Source organism: Hyphomicrobiales bacterium, from assembly GCA_030688605.1.
GTDB lineage: Bacteria > Pseudomonadota > Alphaproteobacteria > Rhizobiales > NORP267 > JAUYJB01.
On sequence record JAUYJB010000104.1, the window covers coordinates 24,600 to 37,479 of the forward strand.

11 protein-coding genes are annotated in these 12,880 nt (G+C 65.2%); 7 read left to right on the plus strand and 4 right to left on the minus strand.

Annotated elements, in window-relative coordinates:
* Positions 1–57: 57 nt before the first annotated feature.
* The 3 genes from Q8P46_11320 to Q8P46_11330 form a co-directional block, all read right to left on the minus strand.
* Positions 58–1,488, minus strand: a complete 1,431-nt coding sequence (locus Q8P46_11320) for a homospermidine synthase (protein MDP2620744.1) — start codon at positions 1,486–1,488, stop codon at positions 58–60.
* Positions 1,489–1,584: 96 nt separating this feature from the next.
* Positions 1,585–2,142 (minus strand): N-acetyltransferase, encoded by a 558-nt coding sequence (locus Q8P46_11325; protein ID MDP2620745.1) that lies wholly within the window; start codon positions 2,140–2,142, stop codon positions 1,585–1,587.
* A 10-nt stretch (positions 2,143–2,152) separates the two neighbouring features.
* The gene (locus Q8P46_11330) at positions 2,153–3,283 is read right to left on the minus strand and encodes a type III PLP-dependent enzyme (protein ID MDP2620746.1); all 1,131 of its coding nucleotides are present in this window, start codon (positions 3,281–3,283) and stop codon (positions 2,153–2,155) included.
* An 835-nt stretch (positions 3,284–4,118) separates the two neighbouring features.
* Here Q8P46_11330 and Q8P46_11335 point away from each other — a divergent pair.
* The 6 genes from Q8P46_11335 to Q8P46_11360 all read left to right on the plus strand — a co-directional run bounded on the left by Q8P46_11335 (position 4,119) and on the right by Q8P46_11360 (position 11,789).
* The gene (locus Q8P46_11335; protein ID MDP2620747.1) at positions 4,119–5,951 is read left to right on the plus strand and encodes a 2-oxoacid:acceptor oxidoreductase subunit alpha; all 1,833 of its coding nucleotides are present in this window, start codon (positions 4,119–4,121) and stop codon (positions 5,949–5,951) included.
* 18 nt (positions 5,952–5,969) lie between these two features.
* Positions 5,970–6,983, plus strand: coding sequence for a 2-oxoacid:ferredoxin oxidoreductase subunit beta (locus tag Q8P46_11340; protein MDP2620748.1), 1,014 nt, complete (start codon positions 5,970–5,972; stop codon positions 6,981–6,983).
* 161 nt (positions 6,984–7,144) lie between these two features.
* Positions 7,145–8,365 (plus strand): ABC transporter substrate-binding protein, encoded by a 1,221-nt coding sequence (locus tag Q8P46_11345; protein MDP2620749.1) that lies wholly within the window; start codon positions 7,145–7,147, stop codon positions 8,363–8,365.
* 95 nt (positions 8,366–8,460) lie between these two features.
* Positions 8,461–10,320, plus strand: a complete 1,860-nt coding sequence (locus tag Q8P46_11350; protein ID MDP2620750.1) for an ABC transporter permease — start codon at positions 8,461–8,463, stop codon at positions 10,318–10,320.
* Positions 10,317–11,063 carry an ABC transporter ATP-binding protein gene (locus Q8P46_11355; GenBank protein MDP2620751.1) on the plus strand — a complete coding sequence of 249 codons (747 nt, stop codon included), beginning with the start codon at positions 10,317–10,319 and terminating at the stop codon, positions 11,061–11,063. Before Q8P46_11350 ends, Q8P46_11355 begins: the two co-directional genes overlap by 4 nt.
* Positions 11,064–11,066: 3 nt before the next feature.
* Positions 11,067–11,789 (plus strand): ABC transporter ATP-binding protein, encoded by a 723-nt coding sequence (locus Q8P46_11360; protein ID MDP2620752.1) that lies wholly within the window; start codon positions 11,067–11,069, stop codon positions 11,787–11,789.
* A 537-nt stretch (positions 11,790–12,326) separates the two neighbouring features.
* On the opposite strand, the gene Q8P46_11365 is transcribed toward Q8P46_11360, so the two are convergent.
* Positions 12,327–12,509, minus strand: coding sequence for a DUF465 domain-containing protein (locus tag Q8P46_11365; protein MDP2620753.1), 183 nt, complete (start codon positions 12,507–12,509; stop codon positions 12,327–12,329).
* A gap of 162 nt (positions 12,510–12,671) precedes the next feature.
* On the opposite strand from Q8P46_11365, the gene Q8P46_11370 reads away from it, so the two are divergent.
* Positions 12,672–12,875 carry a DUF465 domain-containing protein gene (locus tag Q8P46_11370; GenBank protein ID MDP2620754.1) on the plus strand — a complete coding sequence of 68 codons (204 nt, stop codon included), beginning with the start codon at positions 12,672–12,674 and terminating at the stop codon, positions 12,873–12,875.
* The last annotated feature ends 5 nt before the right edge of the window (positions 12,876–12,880 follow it).

Sequence of the window (12,880 nt, forward strand, 5' to 3'; positions counted from 1 at the left end):
GAAAAATTTCCCGCTCGATTCGCGGCCCGGAAACCCATACGCCTTGGCCGACAACGCTCAGCGCACCAGAACGTTCCGGAACTGCCAGGGATCGCTTTCGTCGAGGTCTTCGGGAAACAGCCCCGGACGGTCGGTGAGCGGCGTCCAGTCGGTGTAATAGCCTTTGACCGGGCCGAGATAGGGAAGCTGTATTTCGAGGCAGCGGCGATAGTCCATTTCGTCGGTCTCGACGATGCCGGCTTCCCGGTTCTCCAGCGCCCAGACCATGCCGGCGAGCACCGCCGACGTCACCTGCAGGCCGGTCGCGTTCTGATAGGGCGCAAGCTTGCGCGTCTCCTCGATGGAAAGCTGCGAGCCGAACCAATAGGCGTTCTTCTTGTGGCCGTAGAGCAGCACGCCAAGCTCGTCGATGCCGTCGACGATCTCGTTCTCATCGAGGATGTGGTGCTGGTCCTGCGCCTTGGCGGCGCGGCCGAACAGCTCGTGCAGCGACAGCACCGCGTCGTTGCAGGGGTGATAGGCGTAGTGGCAGGTCGGCCGAAAGACCGTCTTGCCCTTCTCCCGCAGGGTGAAATAGTCAGCGATCGAGATCGACTCATTGTGGGTGACGAGGAAGCCATATTGCGGCCCCGGCGTCGGGCACCAGGAGCGCACCCTCGTATTGGCGCCCGGCTGGTCGAGAAAGATCGCCGCCTTGTTGCCTTTCTTTTGGCCATGGGCGTTGCACGGGCGCCATTTTTCATGGGTGCCCCAGCCGATCTCGGCCGGCTGCATCCCCTCCGACAGAAAGCCTTCCACCGACCACGTGTTCCAAAACACCTCCATGGGCTTGGGATGGTTGGCGCGCTGGGTGTCGCGCTCGGCGATATGCACGCCCTTGACGCCGGCCCGGCGCATCAGCCGCGCCCAGTCCTGTTGGCTCTTGGGCTCGGCGAATTTGAGCTTCAGGTCCCCGGCGATGTCGATGAGCGCCCGCTTGACGAACCAGGAGACCATGCCCGGATTGGCGCCGCAGCAGGAGACCGCCGTGGTGCCCCCCGGATTGTTCCGCTTTTCCTCCCGCACCGTCTCGCGCAGCGCATAGTTGGTGCGCGCCGCAGCGCCGAGATGGGTGTCGAAATAGAAGCCGAGCCACGGCTCGACCACCGTGTCGATATAGAGAACCTTGAGCTCGCGGCACAGCTTCATGATGTCGAGCGATGAGGTGTCGACCGACAGGTTGACGCAGAAACCCTGGCCCTCGCCCTCGGTCAGCAGCGGGGTGAGGAACTTGCGGTGGTTGGCGCGCGTGACCGCCTCGTGGATGAAGCGGATGCCGCGCTTGTCCAGGAGCTTGCGGTCCTGGTCCTCGGGATCGATGACCACGAAGCGCGACTTGTCGAAATTGAAATGGCGCTCGATCAGCGGCAGCGTCCCGCAACCGATCGAGCCGAAGCCGATCATCACGATGGGACCGGAGATTGTGCCGTATTTGGTCCGGTTCGCCATGTTGCCCCCTTCCGTGTTTCGCTTTGGTTCTCAAAACTATCCGCCCCGGGCGGCAGCGGCCACCCGGCGAGGCGATTTTTTGCCAGATTCGGAGGATCAGCGCAGCAGGAACGCTACGCGCTGCGGCGGCGCGGCCAGCGCCGGGATCGGCGGAACCGCCATGCGGCCGCTGGCCGTGACCAGCCCTTCGGCATCCGAAAGCGCGCCCGGCTGAAGCTCCAGGCCGAGAAAGCGGTCGCTTTCAACCGGCCCCGGCAGGACGAGGCCGCGGGTCAGCGACCGGGTGAAGCCGAAGCCGCCATAATAGGGCGCATCGCCGACAAGGATCACCGCCCCGCGGCCGCGCGCGGCCGCCTGGTTGAGGCCGTGGCGCACCAGCTTGCGGCCGATCCCCTGCCCGCGCAGATGGCCGGCGACGGCGACCGGGCCGAGCAGCAGGGCCGGCCGGCCCGGCCCCGCCGTCACGTCCCACAGGCTGACCGTGCCGACGAGCTCGCCCGCCGAAGAGGCGACGAAGGCGAGCCCGTCCGCCGGCAGCCTGCCGTCGCGCAGGCGCTGCGCCGTTTTCTCGTGCCGGTCGATGCCGAACGCCCGATCGAGCAGGCGCTCGATCGCCGCCCGATCGGCGGGGCGTTGGGCTCTGATCGTGACCATTTCCGCTGCCTCAGATGACGAAGGACTTGAGCGGCGGGAAGCCGTTGAAGCCGACCGTGGAATAGGTCTGCGTATAGGCGCCCGTCGCCTCGATCAGCACCTCGTCGCCGATCTCCAGCGACACCGGCATCATGTAGGGCTCCCGCTCGTAAAGCACGTCGGCGGAATCGCAGGTCGGCCCGGCGAGCACGACAGGCGCCAGCGTATCGCCGTCGCGCGGCGTGCGGATCGGATAGCGGATCGCTTCGTCCATGGTCTCGGCGAGGCCGCCGAACTTGCCGATGTCGAGATAGACCCAGCGCATCGGGTCCTTGGCGCTCTTGCGCGAGATCAGCACCACCTCGGCCTTGATGACGCCGGCGTCGGCCACCATGCCGCGTCCCGGCTCGATGATGGTCTCGGGGATGCGGTTGCCGAAATGGCGGCGCAGCGCGCGGAAGATGGCGACGCCATAGGCGCGCACCTCCGGCACGTTGCGCATGGCGTGGGCCGGAAAGCCGCCGCCGAGATTGACCATCTTGAGCTGGATGCCGCGCTCGGCAAGGGCGCGGAAGATGCGGGCCGCCGCCGAAAGCGCCCGGTTCCAGGCCTGCGGGTTGCGCTGCTGCGAGCCGACATGGAACGACACGCCATGGGCGACGAGCCCCAGCCTGTGGGCGTGTTCCAGGATGTTCGGCGCCATCTCCGGCTCGCAGCCGAACTTGCGCGACAAGGGCCAGTCGGAGCCGGTGCCGTCGCACAGGAAGCGGCAGAACACCTTGGCGCCGGGGGCAGAACGGGCGATCTTCTCCACCTCCGCCTCGCAGTCGACGGCGAATAGGCGCACGCCGAGCGCATACGCGCGGGCGACGTCGATCTCCCGCTTGATGGTGTTTCCGTAGGAAATCCGCTCCGGCGTCGCGCCGGCGGCGAGAACCATCTCGACCTCCGAAACCGAGGCGCAATCGAAGCAGGAGCCGAGCTCGGCGAGCAGTTTGAGAATTTCCGGCGCCGGGTTCGCCTTCACCGCATAGAAGATGCGGGTGTCCGGCAGGGTGCGGGCAAAGCCCTCATAATTCTCGCGCACGACGTCGAGGTCGAGCACGAGGCACGGCCCCTCGGGCCGTCGCTGGGCAAGAAAATCACGGATTCGGTCTGTCATCGCGGCATCTCCCGTCGCGCAAATGTCCCAATCCGGATAGGGCCCCAGATGTTAAGCCGCGATGGAAACGGCCCGAACGCCTGATCCCTACCCCCGCCAGCAGACTGGCGGCCTGTCTGTGCGCCGTTTGGCATCAGCCGATCCGGACGCCACGCGGGACCGGACTTGATCGATGCCAACGATTGGAACGGGAGAACCCTGTTCCGCACGTCCCGGCAATGAAGGTGTGCCTCTTCAGTAACCCCGGCCGATGGAGAGCCGGCAGAGACCAAAAAAGCCCTGACCGTCGTTGCTTTAAGCCGCGCGATGAACCCAATTCGTCTTTGTTTGGCGCGACCACAGGCACGTGCGAATTTGGGCAATCAGCAACTTATGATTTTTGCCTGCAAAATCAAGAGGAAAAATTATCCCCGCGGACGCGCCGAATGAGCCCGCTGGAACGTACTCCATGGGCGTATGGCACGGCACATTTGGCGAAATCGAGCCAAATTTCGGTCGTGGCGCGCGGCGTCGGGGCCGCATTTGTTCGATATAAAGAACGCTGCTGCCGCCTTTTCCAGGAAAGTTTCCAAGCCAGCCTTAACCAACCGTTAAATCTGCACTAGGCAGGATGCGCTTGAGATGCTATGGCGTTTGTTATATCGAACGATCTGTGGCCTGGTCGATCCACCGCAAGACCGTTTGAATATCAGTGACGAACGTGCATTCGTTGCCGCGTTGGGCTAGGAAAAATAGGTCCGTCAGCCGGGGCTGAGGTCGAAAAGGAATCCCCAGGAACAATACGATGGAAGCGTTGGTCAGGCGCCGGTCCCGACGTGGGGGGCCGGACCGCGAGATGATCGAGTCCGCGGTGGTGCGATTCGCGGGGGATTCTGGCGACGGCATGCAGCTTGCCGGCGGCCGGTTCACGCTCGCCACGGCGCTCGCCGGTAACGACCTTGCCACCTTCCCGGATTTCCCCGCCGAGATCCGCGCGCCCATCGGCACCACATTCGGCGTCTCCACGTTCCAAATCAATTTCGGCGCCCGGCTCGTGCGCACCTCCGGCGATGTGCTCGACGTGCTGGTGGCGATGAACCCGGCGGCGCTGAAGACCAATCTCGGCGATCTGCGCCAGGGTGGCCTGCTGATCGTCGACGAGAATGCGTTCACCGCCCGCGACCTCGCCAAGGCGGGCTATCAGGCCAACCCCCTCGACGATGGCAGCCTCGGCGCTTACCGGGTGCTGCGGCTGCCGATCTCCAACTACACCTTGAAGGCGGTCAAGTCGGTCAAGGGCGTGGAGGTCTCCAACAAGGAAAGCCTGCGCGCCAAGAATATGTGGACGCTGGGCCTGGTGTTGTGGCTGTTCGACCGCGAAAGGCAGGCGACGGCGGACTGGGTCACGCAAAAGTTCGCCAATCTGCCGGACATCGCCAAGATCAACCGCGCCGCGCTCGACGCCGGCTTCGCCTATGGCGACGCCACCGAGCTCAGCGCCGAGATCCATCCCTACCGCGTGCCGCCGGCCGACATCGCCACCGGCGAGTACCGCAACATCTCCGGCACCGAGGCGATCGCCTGGGGTCTGGTCGCCGGTGCGCATCTGGCCGGCCTCAAGCTGACCTATTGCTCCTATCCGATCACGCCGGCCTCCAACATGCTGCATCTGTTGACCCGGCTCGGCGCCGACTTCAATGTCCAGACGTTTCAGGCCGAGGACGAGATCGCCGCCGTCTGCGCCGCGCTCGGCGCATCCTATGCCGGCGATATCGGCGCCACCGGCTCGTCCGGACCCGGCCTGGCGCTGAAGACCGAGGCGATCGGCCTTGCGGCGGCAGCCGAGCTGCCGCTTGTCGTCGTCAACGCCCAGCGCGGCGGCCCCTCCACCGGCCTGCCCACGAAAACCGAGCAATCCGACCTCTATCAGGCGGTGTGGGGCCGCAACGCCGACACGCCGGTGGTGGCGCTGGCCGCGCGCTCGCCCGGCGACGGGTTCGAAACCGCCATCGAGGCGGTGCGCCTGGCGACCAAATATATGACCCCGGTGATTCTGCTGACCGACGGCTATCTGGCGAACGCGTCGGAGCCGTGGGCGATCCCCGATTTTTCGAGCTTCGCGCCGTTTCCGGTCGACCGCGCCGTGCCGGCGGACTTCAAGCCTTACCGCCGCGACCCGCGGACGTTGGCCCGGCCCTGGGTGGTGCCGGGGACGCCCGGCGGCATCCACCGCATCGGCGGGCTGGAGCGCGAGGACATCACCGGCAACATCTCCTACGACCCCGAAAACCACCAGCGCATGACCGAGCTCCGGGCGCAGAAAATCCACGGCATCGCCAAGGACATCCCAGCCCAGGAGGTTGCCCTCGGCAAGGGCTCGGGCAAGCTTGCGGCGATCGGCTGGGGCTCGACCTATGGACCCATCAACCGCGCCGTCGACGCGCTGATCGCGGACGGCCTCGATGCAAGCCACATCCATATCCGCCATCTGTGGCCCTTGCCCGAGAATCTCGGCGACCTCATCGCCGGCTTCGACAAGGTTCTGGTACCGGAAATGAATATGGGCCAACTTTCCCGGCTGCTGCGCTCCGAATATCCGGTCGAGCCGAAATCGCTGTGCAAGGTCTCTGGACGCCCCTTCAAGGTGTCGGAAATCGTCGCCGCTGCGCGCGAGCTTCTCAAGGTTTGAACCCCGACAGGTCGTGACATGAACGTCATCAGCAAGCTTTCACCCAAGGACTACGCCTCCGATCAGGACCTACGCTGGTGCCCGGGCTGCGGCGACTACGCGATTTTGAAGGCGGTACAGAAGACTTTCGCCGACCTTGCCGTCGATCCGGCCAACGCGGTCTTCATATCGGGCATCGGCTGTGCGGCGCGGTTTCCCTATTACATGGCGACCTACGGCTTCCACACCATCCATGGCCGCGCGGCGGCGATCGCCACCGGGGCCAAGATGGCCAATCCCGATCTCGATATCTGGGTCGTCGCCGGCGACGGCGATTCGCTGTCGATCGGCGGCAACCATCTCCTGCACCTGCTGCGCCGCAATGTCGACCTCGTCTATCTCATGTTCAACAACGAGATCTACGGATTGACCAAGGGCCAGGCTTCGCCGACCTCGCGGCGCGGCACGCGCTCGCCGACGACGCCGTCGGGCTCGCGCGACGAGCCGGTGCACGCGGCCCGGTTCGCGCTTGGCGCCAGCGCATCGTTCGTCGCCCGCGCCGTCGACGTCAATCAGAAGCACCTGGTCGAAACGCTGAAGCGGGCGCATGCACACGAGGGCGTGGCCTTCGTCGAGATCCTGCAGAACTGCATCGTCTTCAACGATGGCGTCTACGCTTCGGTCAGCGACAAGAAACAGGGGCCCGAGCACGCGCTGGAGCTGGTCCACGGCCAGCCGATGATCTGGGGCGCCAACCGCGACAAGGGGCTCATCTTCGATCTTGAGACCATGAGCCTCAAGGCGGTCCCGGTCGGCAATGGCGGCGTCGCCGAGGCCGACATCCTCATCCATGACGAGACCAACCGGACGCTTGCCGGCATGCTGTCCGTCATCGACGGCGAGCCCGGCATGCCGACGCCCATCGGCGTCCTCTATGCGCGCCCGGCCGCCACTTTCGACACCGGCAAGCCGGCGGACACGGCCGCGCCCGATGAGGTCAGAAAACGGATCGGCAGTCTCCTGCATTCCGGCCATACCTGGAACGTGATCTAAAACCAATCGCACACACCGCGTAACGCCGTTTGAGCGGGTTTTTCTTTTCGCACGCGCACAAAAGGGTGCTAAAGACACCCCGGCAGCGGGAAAACACACGGTTTCGGGGCGGTTTTGCCCCGTTCCCCCGACTTTCGATCGACGACATGGGAGAAGTTTCGATGACGACGACACGGCCTTCTTTCGTCCGCTTCCTGACGTTTGCAGCCGTGATGGGTCTTGCCGCGCTGGCCGCCGCGCCGACCGCGGGCCTGGCGCAGACGATCAAGATCGGCGAGCTCACCTCCTACAATAATTTCGCCGCCTTCAACGTGCCCTACCGCAATGGCTGGCAGATGGCGCTCGACGAGATCAACGAGGCCGGCGGGGTGATGGGCGAAACGCTCGAGATCGTCTCGCGCGACGACGGGGCGACGACCGGCGATGCGGTGCGGGTCGCCGAGGAGCTCGTGACCCGCGACAAGGTGGCCTTCATCTTCGGCACCTTTCTGTCCAATGTCGGCCTAGCCGTCGGGGATTTCGCCAATCAGAACAAGGTCCTGTTCATGGCCACCGAGCCCTTGACCGACGCGCTGACGCTGGATCAGGGCAACCGCTACACCTTTCGCATTCGCCCCAACACCTACATGCAGACCTCGATGCTGGTCGATGCGGTCAGGGAAAGTGGCGCCAAGCGCTGGGCGATCGTCGCGCCGAACTATGAATACGGCCAGTCGTCGGCCGAGAATTTCAAGCGCTTCGCCGCCGAGGTGATCCCGGGCGCCGAGATCGTCGCCGAGCAATATCCAGCGCTCGGCAAGATCGACGCCGGCGCCACCGTCGCCGCCCTGCAGCAGGCCAATCCCGATGGCATTTTCTGCGTCCTGTTCGGCGGCGACCTCGCCAAGTTCGTGCGCGAGGGCAATGTCCGCGGCCTGTTCGAGGGCAAGACGGTGGCCAGCCTTCTGACCGGCGAGCCGGAATGGATGCTCAGCCTCGGCGACGAGGTGCCGGAAGGTTGGATCGTCACCGGCTATCCCTGGGACCAGATCGATTTCCCGGAGCACAAGGCCTTCGTCGACAAATACCAGGCCCGCTACAACGAAACCCCGCGCCTGGGCTCGCTGCTCGGTTACATCGTCGTCCATGTCCTCAAGCAGGCAATCGAACAGGCCGGCACGACGGAGACCGAAAAGCTCATCGACACGCTGGAAGGGATGACAGCTCAAACCGTCATCGGCCCGATCACCATCCGCGCCAGCGACCATCAGTCGACCATGGGCGCCTGGGTCGGCAAGCTCACCGTGCGCGAGGGCAAGGGCACGATGACCGATTGGAAGTTCCTCGACGGCGCCGACTATATGACGCCCGAGGAAGAGGTCGAAGCGCGCCGGCCGCAATAAGGGCCGCTTTCGAAAAGGCAAACCCCAACCGATTGCGAAAGGGGCGCGGCTGTGAAAGGCTCGCGCCTCTTTCCGTTTCCGGCGTTTGAACACCGATGGACCCGGTCTTCCTTCTCATCCAGTTCCTGAATGGGCTTGCCAGCGCCTCTTCGCTGTTCATCACCGCCTGCGGGCTGAGCATCATTTTCGGCGTCACCCGCATCGTCAATTTCGCCCACGGCTCGCTCTATATGCTCGGCGCCTATGTCGCCGTGACGCTGGTGCCGCGCTTTCTCGAGGTCGCTTATGGGCCGGTCTCTTTCTGGCTTGCCATCCTCGTCTCGGCGCTCGCGGTGGGCGTCATCGGCATCGTCATGGAGTTTCTGCTGCTGCGCCGCATCTACAAGGCACCGGAGCTGTTCCAACTGCTGGCGACCTTCGGCGTCGTGCTGGTGGTCCAGGACCTCGTCGTCGCCTTGTGGGGGCCCGAGGACATTCTCGGGCCGCGCGCGCCGGGGCTTTCCGGCGCGGTGACGGTCTTCGGCCAGCGCTTTCCGCAATATGAGATCGCGCTGATCTGCGCCGGGCCCCTGGTGCTGGCCCTTTTGTGGCTCCTGTTCCGGCGCACCCGCTTCGGGGCGCTGGTGCGGGCCGCGACCCAGGACCGCGAGATGGTGGCGGCGCTCGGCGTCAACCAGGCGCTCTTGTTCACCGCCGTCGTCTTTCTCGGCGCCTTCCTGGCCGGATTTGCCGGCGCCTTGCAGGTGCCGAAGGAGCCGGCCAACCCATTCATGGATGTCCGCGTCATCGTCGAGGCCTTCGTCGTCACCGTCATCGGCGGCATGGGCAGCGTACCCGGCGCCTTCATCGCCGCGCTTCTGATCGGCGAATTGCAGGCCTTCGGCATCCTCGTCTTTCCCAAGATCACACTGGTCATCGTGTTCCTGGTCATGGCCGCGGTACTCATCGCCCGCCCGCACGGCCTGCTCGGCCGGGCAGAAGCGGCGGACAGCCGCGCCTTCGGCGGCGAGCGGCCCATCCGCCCCTATGGCGCGGGACAGGCCGCGGCCGCGCTTGCGGCCATCGCGGCGCTCGCCCTCCTCCCCCTTATCGCCGACGCCTTCACGCTCAAGCTGATGATCGAGGTGATGATCTTCGCGCTGTTCGCCATGAGCCTGAACCTGTTGATGGGCACGGGCGGGATCATCAGCTTCGGCCATGCCGCCTATTTCGGCCTCGGCGCCTATGGGGCAGCGCTCGCGGTCAGCCATCTTGCCGCGCCCATGGAGCTGGCGCTCCCGTTCGCGCCCATCGGGGCCGCGATCGGTGCTGCGCTGTTCGGCTATTTCGTGGTGCGGCTTTCCGGCATCTATCTCGCCATGCTGACGCTTGCCTTCGCGCAGATCGTCTATGCCATCGCCTTCCAATGGGTGGCACTGACCGGCGGCGACAACGGGTTGCTCGGCATCTGGCCCTCGCCCTGGGCCTCGGAAAGGCTTGCCTATTACTATCTGACGCTTGCCGTGTGCCTGGCCGGCGTCTTCGCCCTGCGGCGAGCGATCTACGCCCCCTTCGGCTATGCGCTGAGGGCGGGCCGCGATTCGGAGCGCCGGGCAGACGCCATCGGCATCGACTCGCGCCATATGCGCTGGCTCGCCTTCACGCTCGCGGGCGCCGCGGCCGGCCTTGCCGGCGGGCTCTATGTCTTCTCCAAGGGCAATATCGACCCCAGCGCGCTCGGCATCCCGACCTCGGTCGACGCGCTCACCATGGTGCTCGTCGGCGGCATCCAGACGGTGATCGGCCCCGTCATCGGCGCCGGCCTCATGCATCTCCTCAAGGATTTCGTCATGCCGCTCACCGACTTTTACCGGATGCTCCTGGGTGGCGTCATCATCGCCCTGGTGCTCGCCTTCCCGCAAGGCATCGTCGGCACCTGGAACCGGCTGTTCGACAAGGAGGAGGCGGGACCGTGAGCCTTCTTGCCGTCAGCGGTCTTTGCAAGCGTTTCGGCGGCGTCGTCGCGGCGGAGGATGTCTCTTTTCGGCTCGATCCCGGCGAGGTCGTCGCCATGATCGGCCCGAACGGCGCCGGCAAGACGACGATCTTCAATATGATCGGCGGCCAGCTTCGGCCCGATGCCGGCGATATAGTCCTGCAGGAGCGCTCCATCGCCGGGCTGCCGCCGCGCGCCATCTGGCGGCGCGGCGTCGGGCGCACCTTCCAGATCGCCGCCACCTTCGCCTCGATGACCCTGGCGGAGAACGTGCAGATGGCGCTCATCAGCCGCCATCGCCGGCTTTATGGCCTGTGGCCGCCGGCGGGCCGGCTCTATCGCGACGCGGCTCTTAGCCTGCTCGAACGCGTCGGCATGCACGACCAGGCCGAGCGGCCGTGCGGACTTCTCGCCTATGGTGACGTCAAGCGGGTGGAACTCGCCATCGCGCTCGCCAACGCGCCTAAGCTCCTGCTCATGGACGAGCCGACCTCCGGCATGGCGGCCGAGGAGCGGCTTTCGCTGATGCGCCTGATCGCGGACATCGTCAGCGAGGAGGCCATATCGGTGCTGTTCACCGAGCACGACATGGACGTGGTGTTCGGCCATGCCAGGCGCATCATCGTTCTCGAACGCGGGGCCGTCGTCGCCGAGGGGACGCCGGATAAGGTGCGCGCCGACCCGCACGTGCAAGAGATCTATCTCGGCGGCGGGGGTGCGTGAGCCATGGCGGGCGACAGGCAGGCGGTTCTTAGCGTTCGCGACCTCGATACCTATTACGGCCGCGCCCACATCCTGCATCGTCTCAGCCTCGAGGTTGGCGCCGGCGAGGTCGTCGCCCTGATGGGCCGCAACGGCGCCGGCAAGTCAACCACATTGAAGGCGATCATGGGGCTCATCCCGGCGGCGGGCGGCGCCATCTCGTTTCGCGGCCGGTCGATCCGGGGCCTGGCACCATACGCAATCGCCCGCGCCGGGCTCGGCTATGTGCCGGAGGACCGGCGCATCTTCACCGACCTCACGGTCGAGGAGAATCTGGAGGTCGGCCGCCGGCCGCCGCGCCAAGGCCAGGCGCCGTGGACGGCGGAGCGGCTGATCGCTCTGTTTCCCAACCTCGCCGGGCTCGCCGGCCGCCGCGCCAACCAGATCTCGGGCGGCGAACAGCAGATGCTGAGCCTTTCCCGCACGCTGATGGGAAACCCGACGGCGATCCTGCTCGACGAGCCGTCCGAAGGCCTGGCGCCGGTGATCGTCAAGCAGATGGCCGAAGCCATTAAGGCATTGAAGAAGGAAGGGCTGTCGGTCCTCTTGTCCGAGCAGAACCTCTATTTCGCCGCCGAGATCGGCGACCGCGCCTATGTGCTGGAAAGCGGCAGCGTCAAGTTCGAAGGGCCGATGTCGACGCTGATCGCCGACGAGCGCCTGCGCCGCGCCCATCTCAGCCTGTGATGCAAGGGCGCTCATTGAAGACAATCGTCTCCGTTGCCGCGAGCCGCCTGGCTCCGGGGTTTGCCTTCTTTCCTTCAGCCCCGGACGATCGGGGCCTCGCGCGAGCGCTACAGCGCCGCGATGGCGCTCCGGAGAGCGGGGATAAGTTTCGGGTGCGATTGGCGGAAAACCGCCAAAAAACGAGTTCGGTTTCGATAATCATGGTTAACGGGGGGTGAAGATGAGGCGCCGCCACACCCCCACCCGGCTTCGCGTAAGGCGCGGGGTTAGCGCGCGCCAACGCCTCGCATCCATCCCCCGTCAAGGGGAGGGAGAAGAGAGGAGATAGGCTGCCATAAATACATTCGTCATTCGAGATGTCACGGGAAAGACGGGTTGAGGCCACGCCTTGGCCTCACATCGAGATACGTTGGGCAATGCGCGGGTTACGACCCGCAAGGCGCGCGCGTCGCGGTTATACAGCCCCCTGTTCACACACCTCTCAGCGTGGCGTGTGCCGCTGCGTCAGACGTTCGCGTTCAGCGGAAATGTGGCTTGCTACGCCACCCTTTCCTGTTCCGACTTCAATCTGTGGATTTCGTCCTTCAACTGCAATTTTCGCTTCTTCAGCTCGGCTATCTTGAGATCGTCGGCCGTTGGCCGGGCTATTTCCTCCTCGATCTGACGATCTAGAACACGATGCTTTTCAACGAGTTCCGAAAGATGGGCCGAAAGCGCCATGCAAGCCTCCTTTGCGGGTTCAAAGGGTCAGCGAGTCTGCCACAAAATCGCTTGCCTGTCGACGCGCCGCTCCCCCGGCGGGATTGCCGGCTCCCGCCCCACCTCTTGCGACAACGGCCCTGCGGGGCGATACTGTTAAGGGTCGATGCGGTGGGGTGGTGGATGGCGGCGGACGAGCAGGAATTACAGGCGGAACTCGCCAGATTGAAGGAAGAGCATCGGGATCTGGATACGGCCATCGATGCGCTCGAGAACGCCCCCGCGCGCGACAATCTGCAGATCAAGCGGCTAAAGAAGAAGAAGCTGGCGCTGAAGGACCGCATCGCCCAGATCGAGGATCAGCTTCTCCCCGACATCATCGCCTGAGGCAT

Coding starts and splice junctions, on each gene's coding strand:
- Q8P46_11330 (MDP2620746.1), bottom strand. CDS start 3,283: ATGACAGACCGAATCCGTGATTTTCTTGCCCAGCGACGGCCCGAGGGG.
- Q8P46_11335 (MDP2620747.1), top strand. CDS start 4,119: ATGATCGAGTCCGCGGTGGTGCGATTCGCGGGGGATTCTGGCGACGGC.
- Q8P46_11365 (MDP2620753.1), bottom strand. CDS start 12,509: ATGGCGCTTTCGGCCCATCTTTCGGAACTCGTTGAAAAGCATCGTGTT.
- Q8P46_11325 (MDP2620745.1), bottom strand. CDS start 2,142: ATGGTCACGATCAGAGCCCAACGCCCCGCCGATCGGGCGGCGATCGAG.
- Q8P46_11345 (MDP2620749.1), top strand. CDS start 7,145: ATGACGACGACACGGCCTTCTTTCGTCCGCTTCCTGACGTTTGCAGCC.
- Q8P46_11340 (MDP2620748.1), top strand. CDS start 5,970: ATGAACGTCATCAGCAAGCTTTCACCCAAGGACTACGCCTCCGATCAG.
- Q8P46_11360 (MDP2620752.1), top strand. CDS start 11,067: ATGGCGGGCGACAGGCAGGCGGTTCTTAGCGTTCGCGACCTCGATACC.
- Q8P46_11350 (MDP2620750.1), top strand. CDS start 8,461: ATGGACCCGGTCTTCCTTCTCATCCAGTTCCTGAATGGGCTTGCCAGC.
- Q8P46_11320 (MDP2620744.1), bottom strand. CDS start 1,488: ATGGCGAACCGGACCAAATACGGCACAATCTCCGGTCCCATCGTGATG.
- Q8P46_11370 (MDP2620754.1), top strand. CDS start 12,672: ATGGCGGCGGACGAGCAGGAATTACAGGCGGAACTCGCCAGATTGAAG.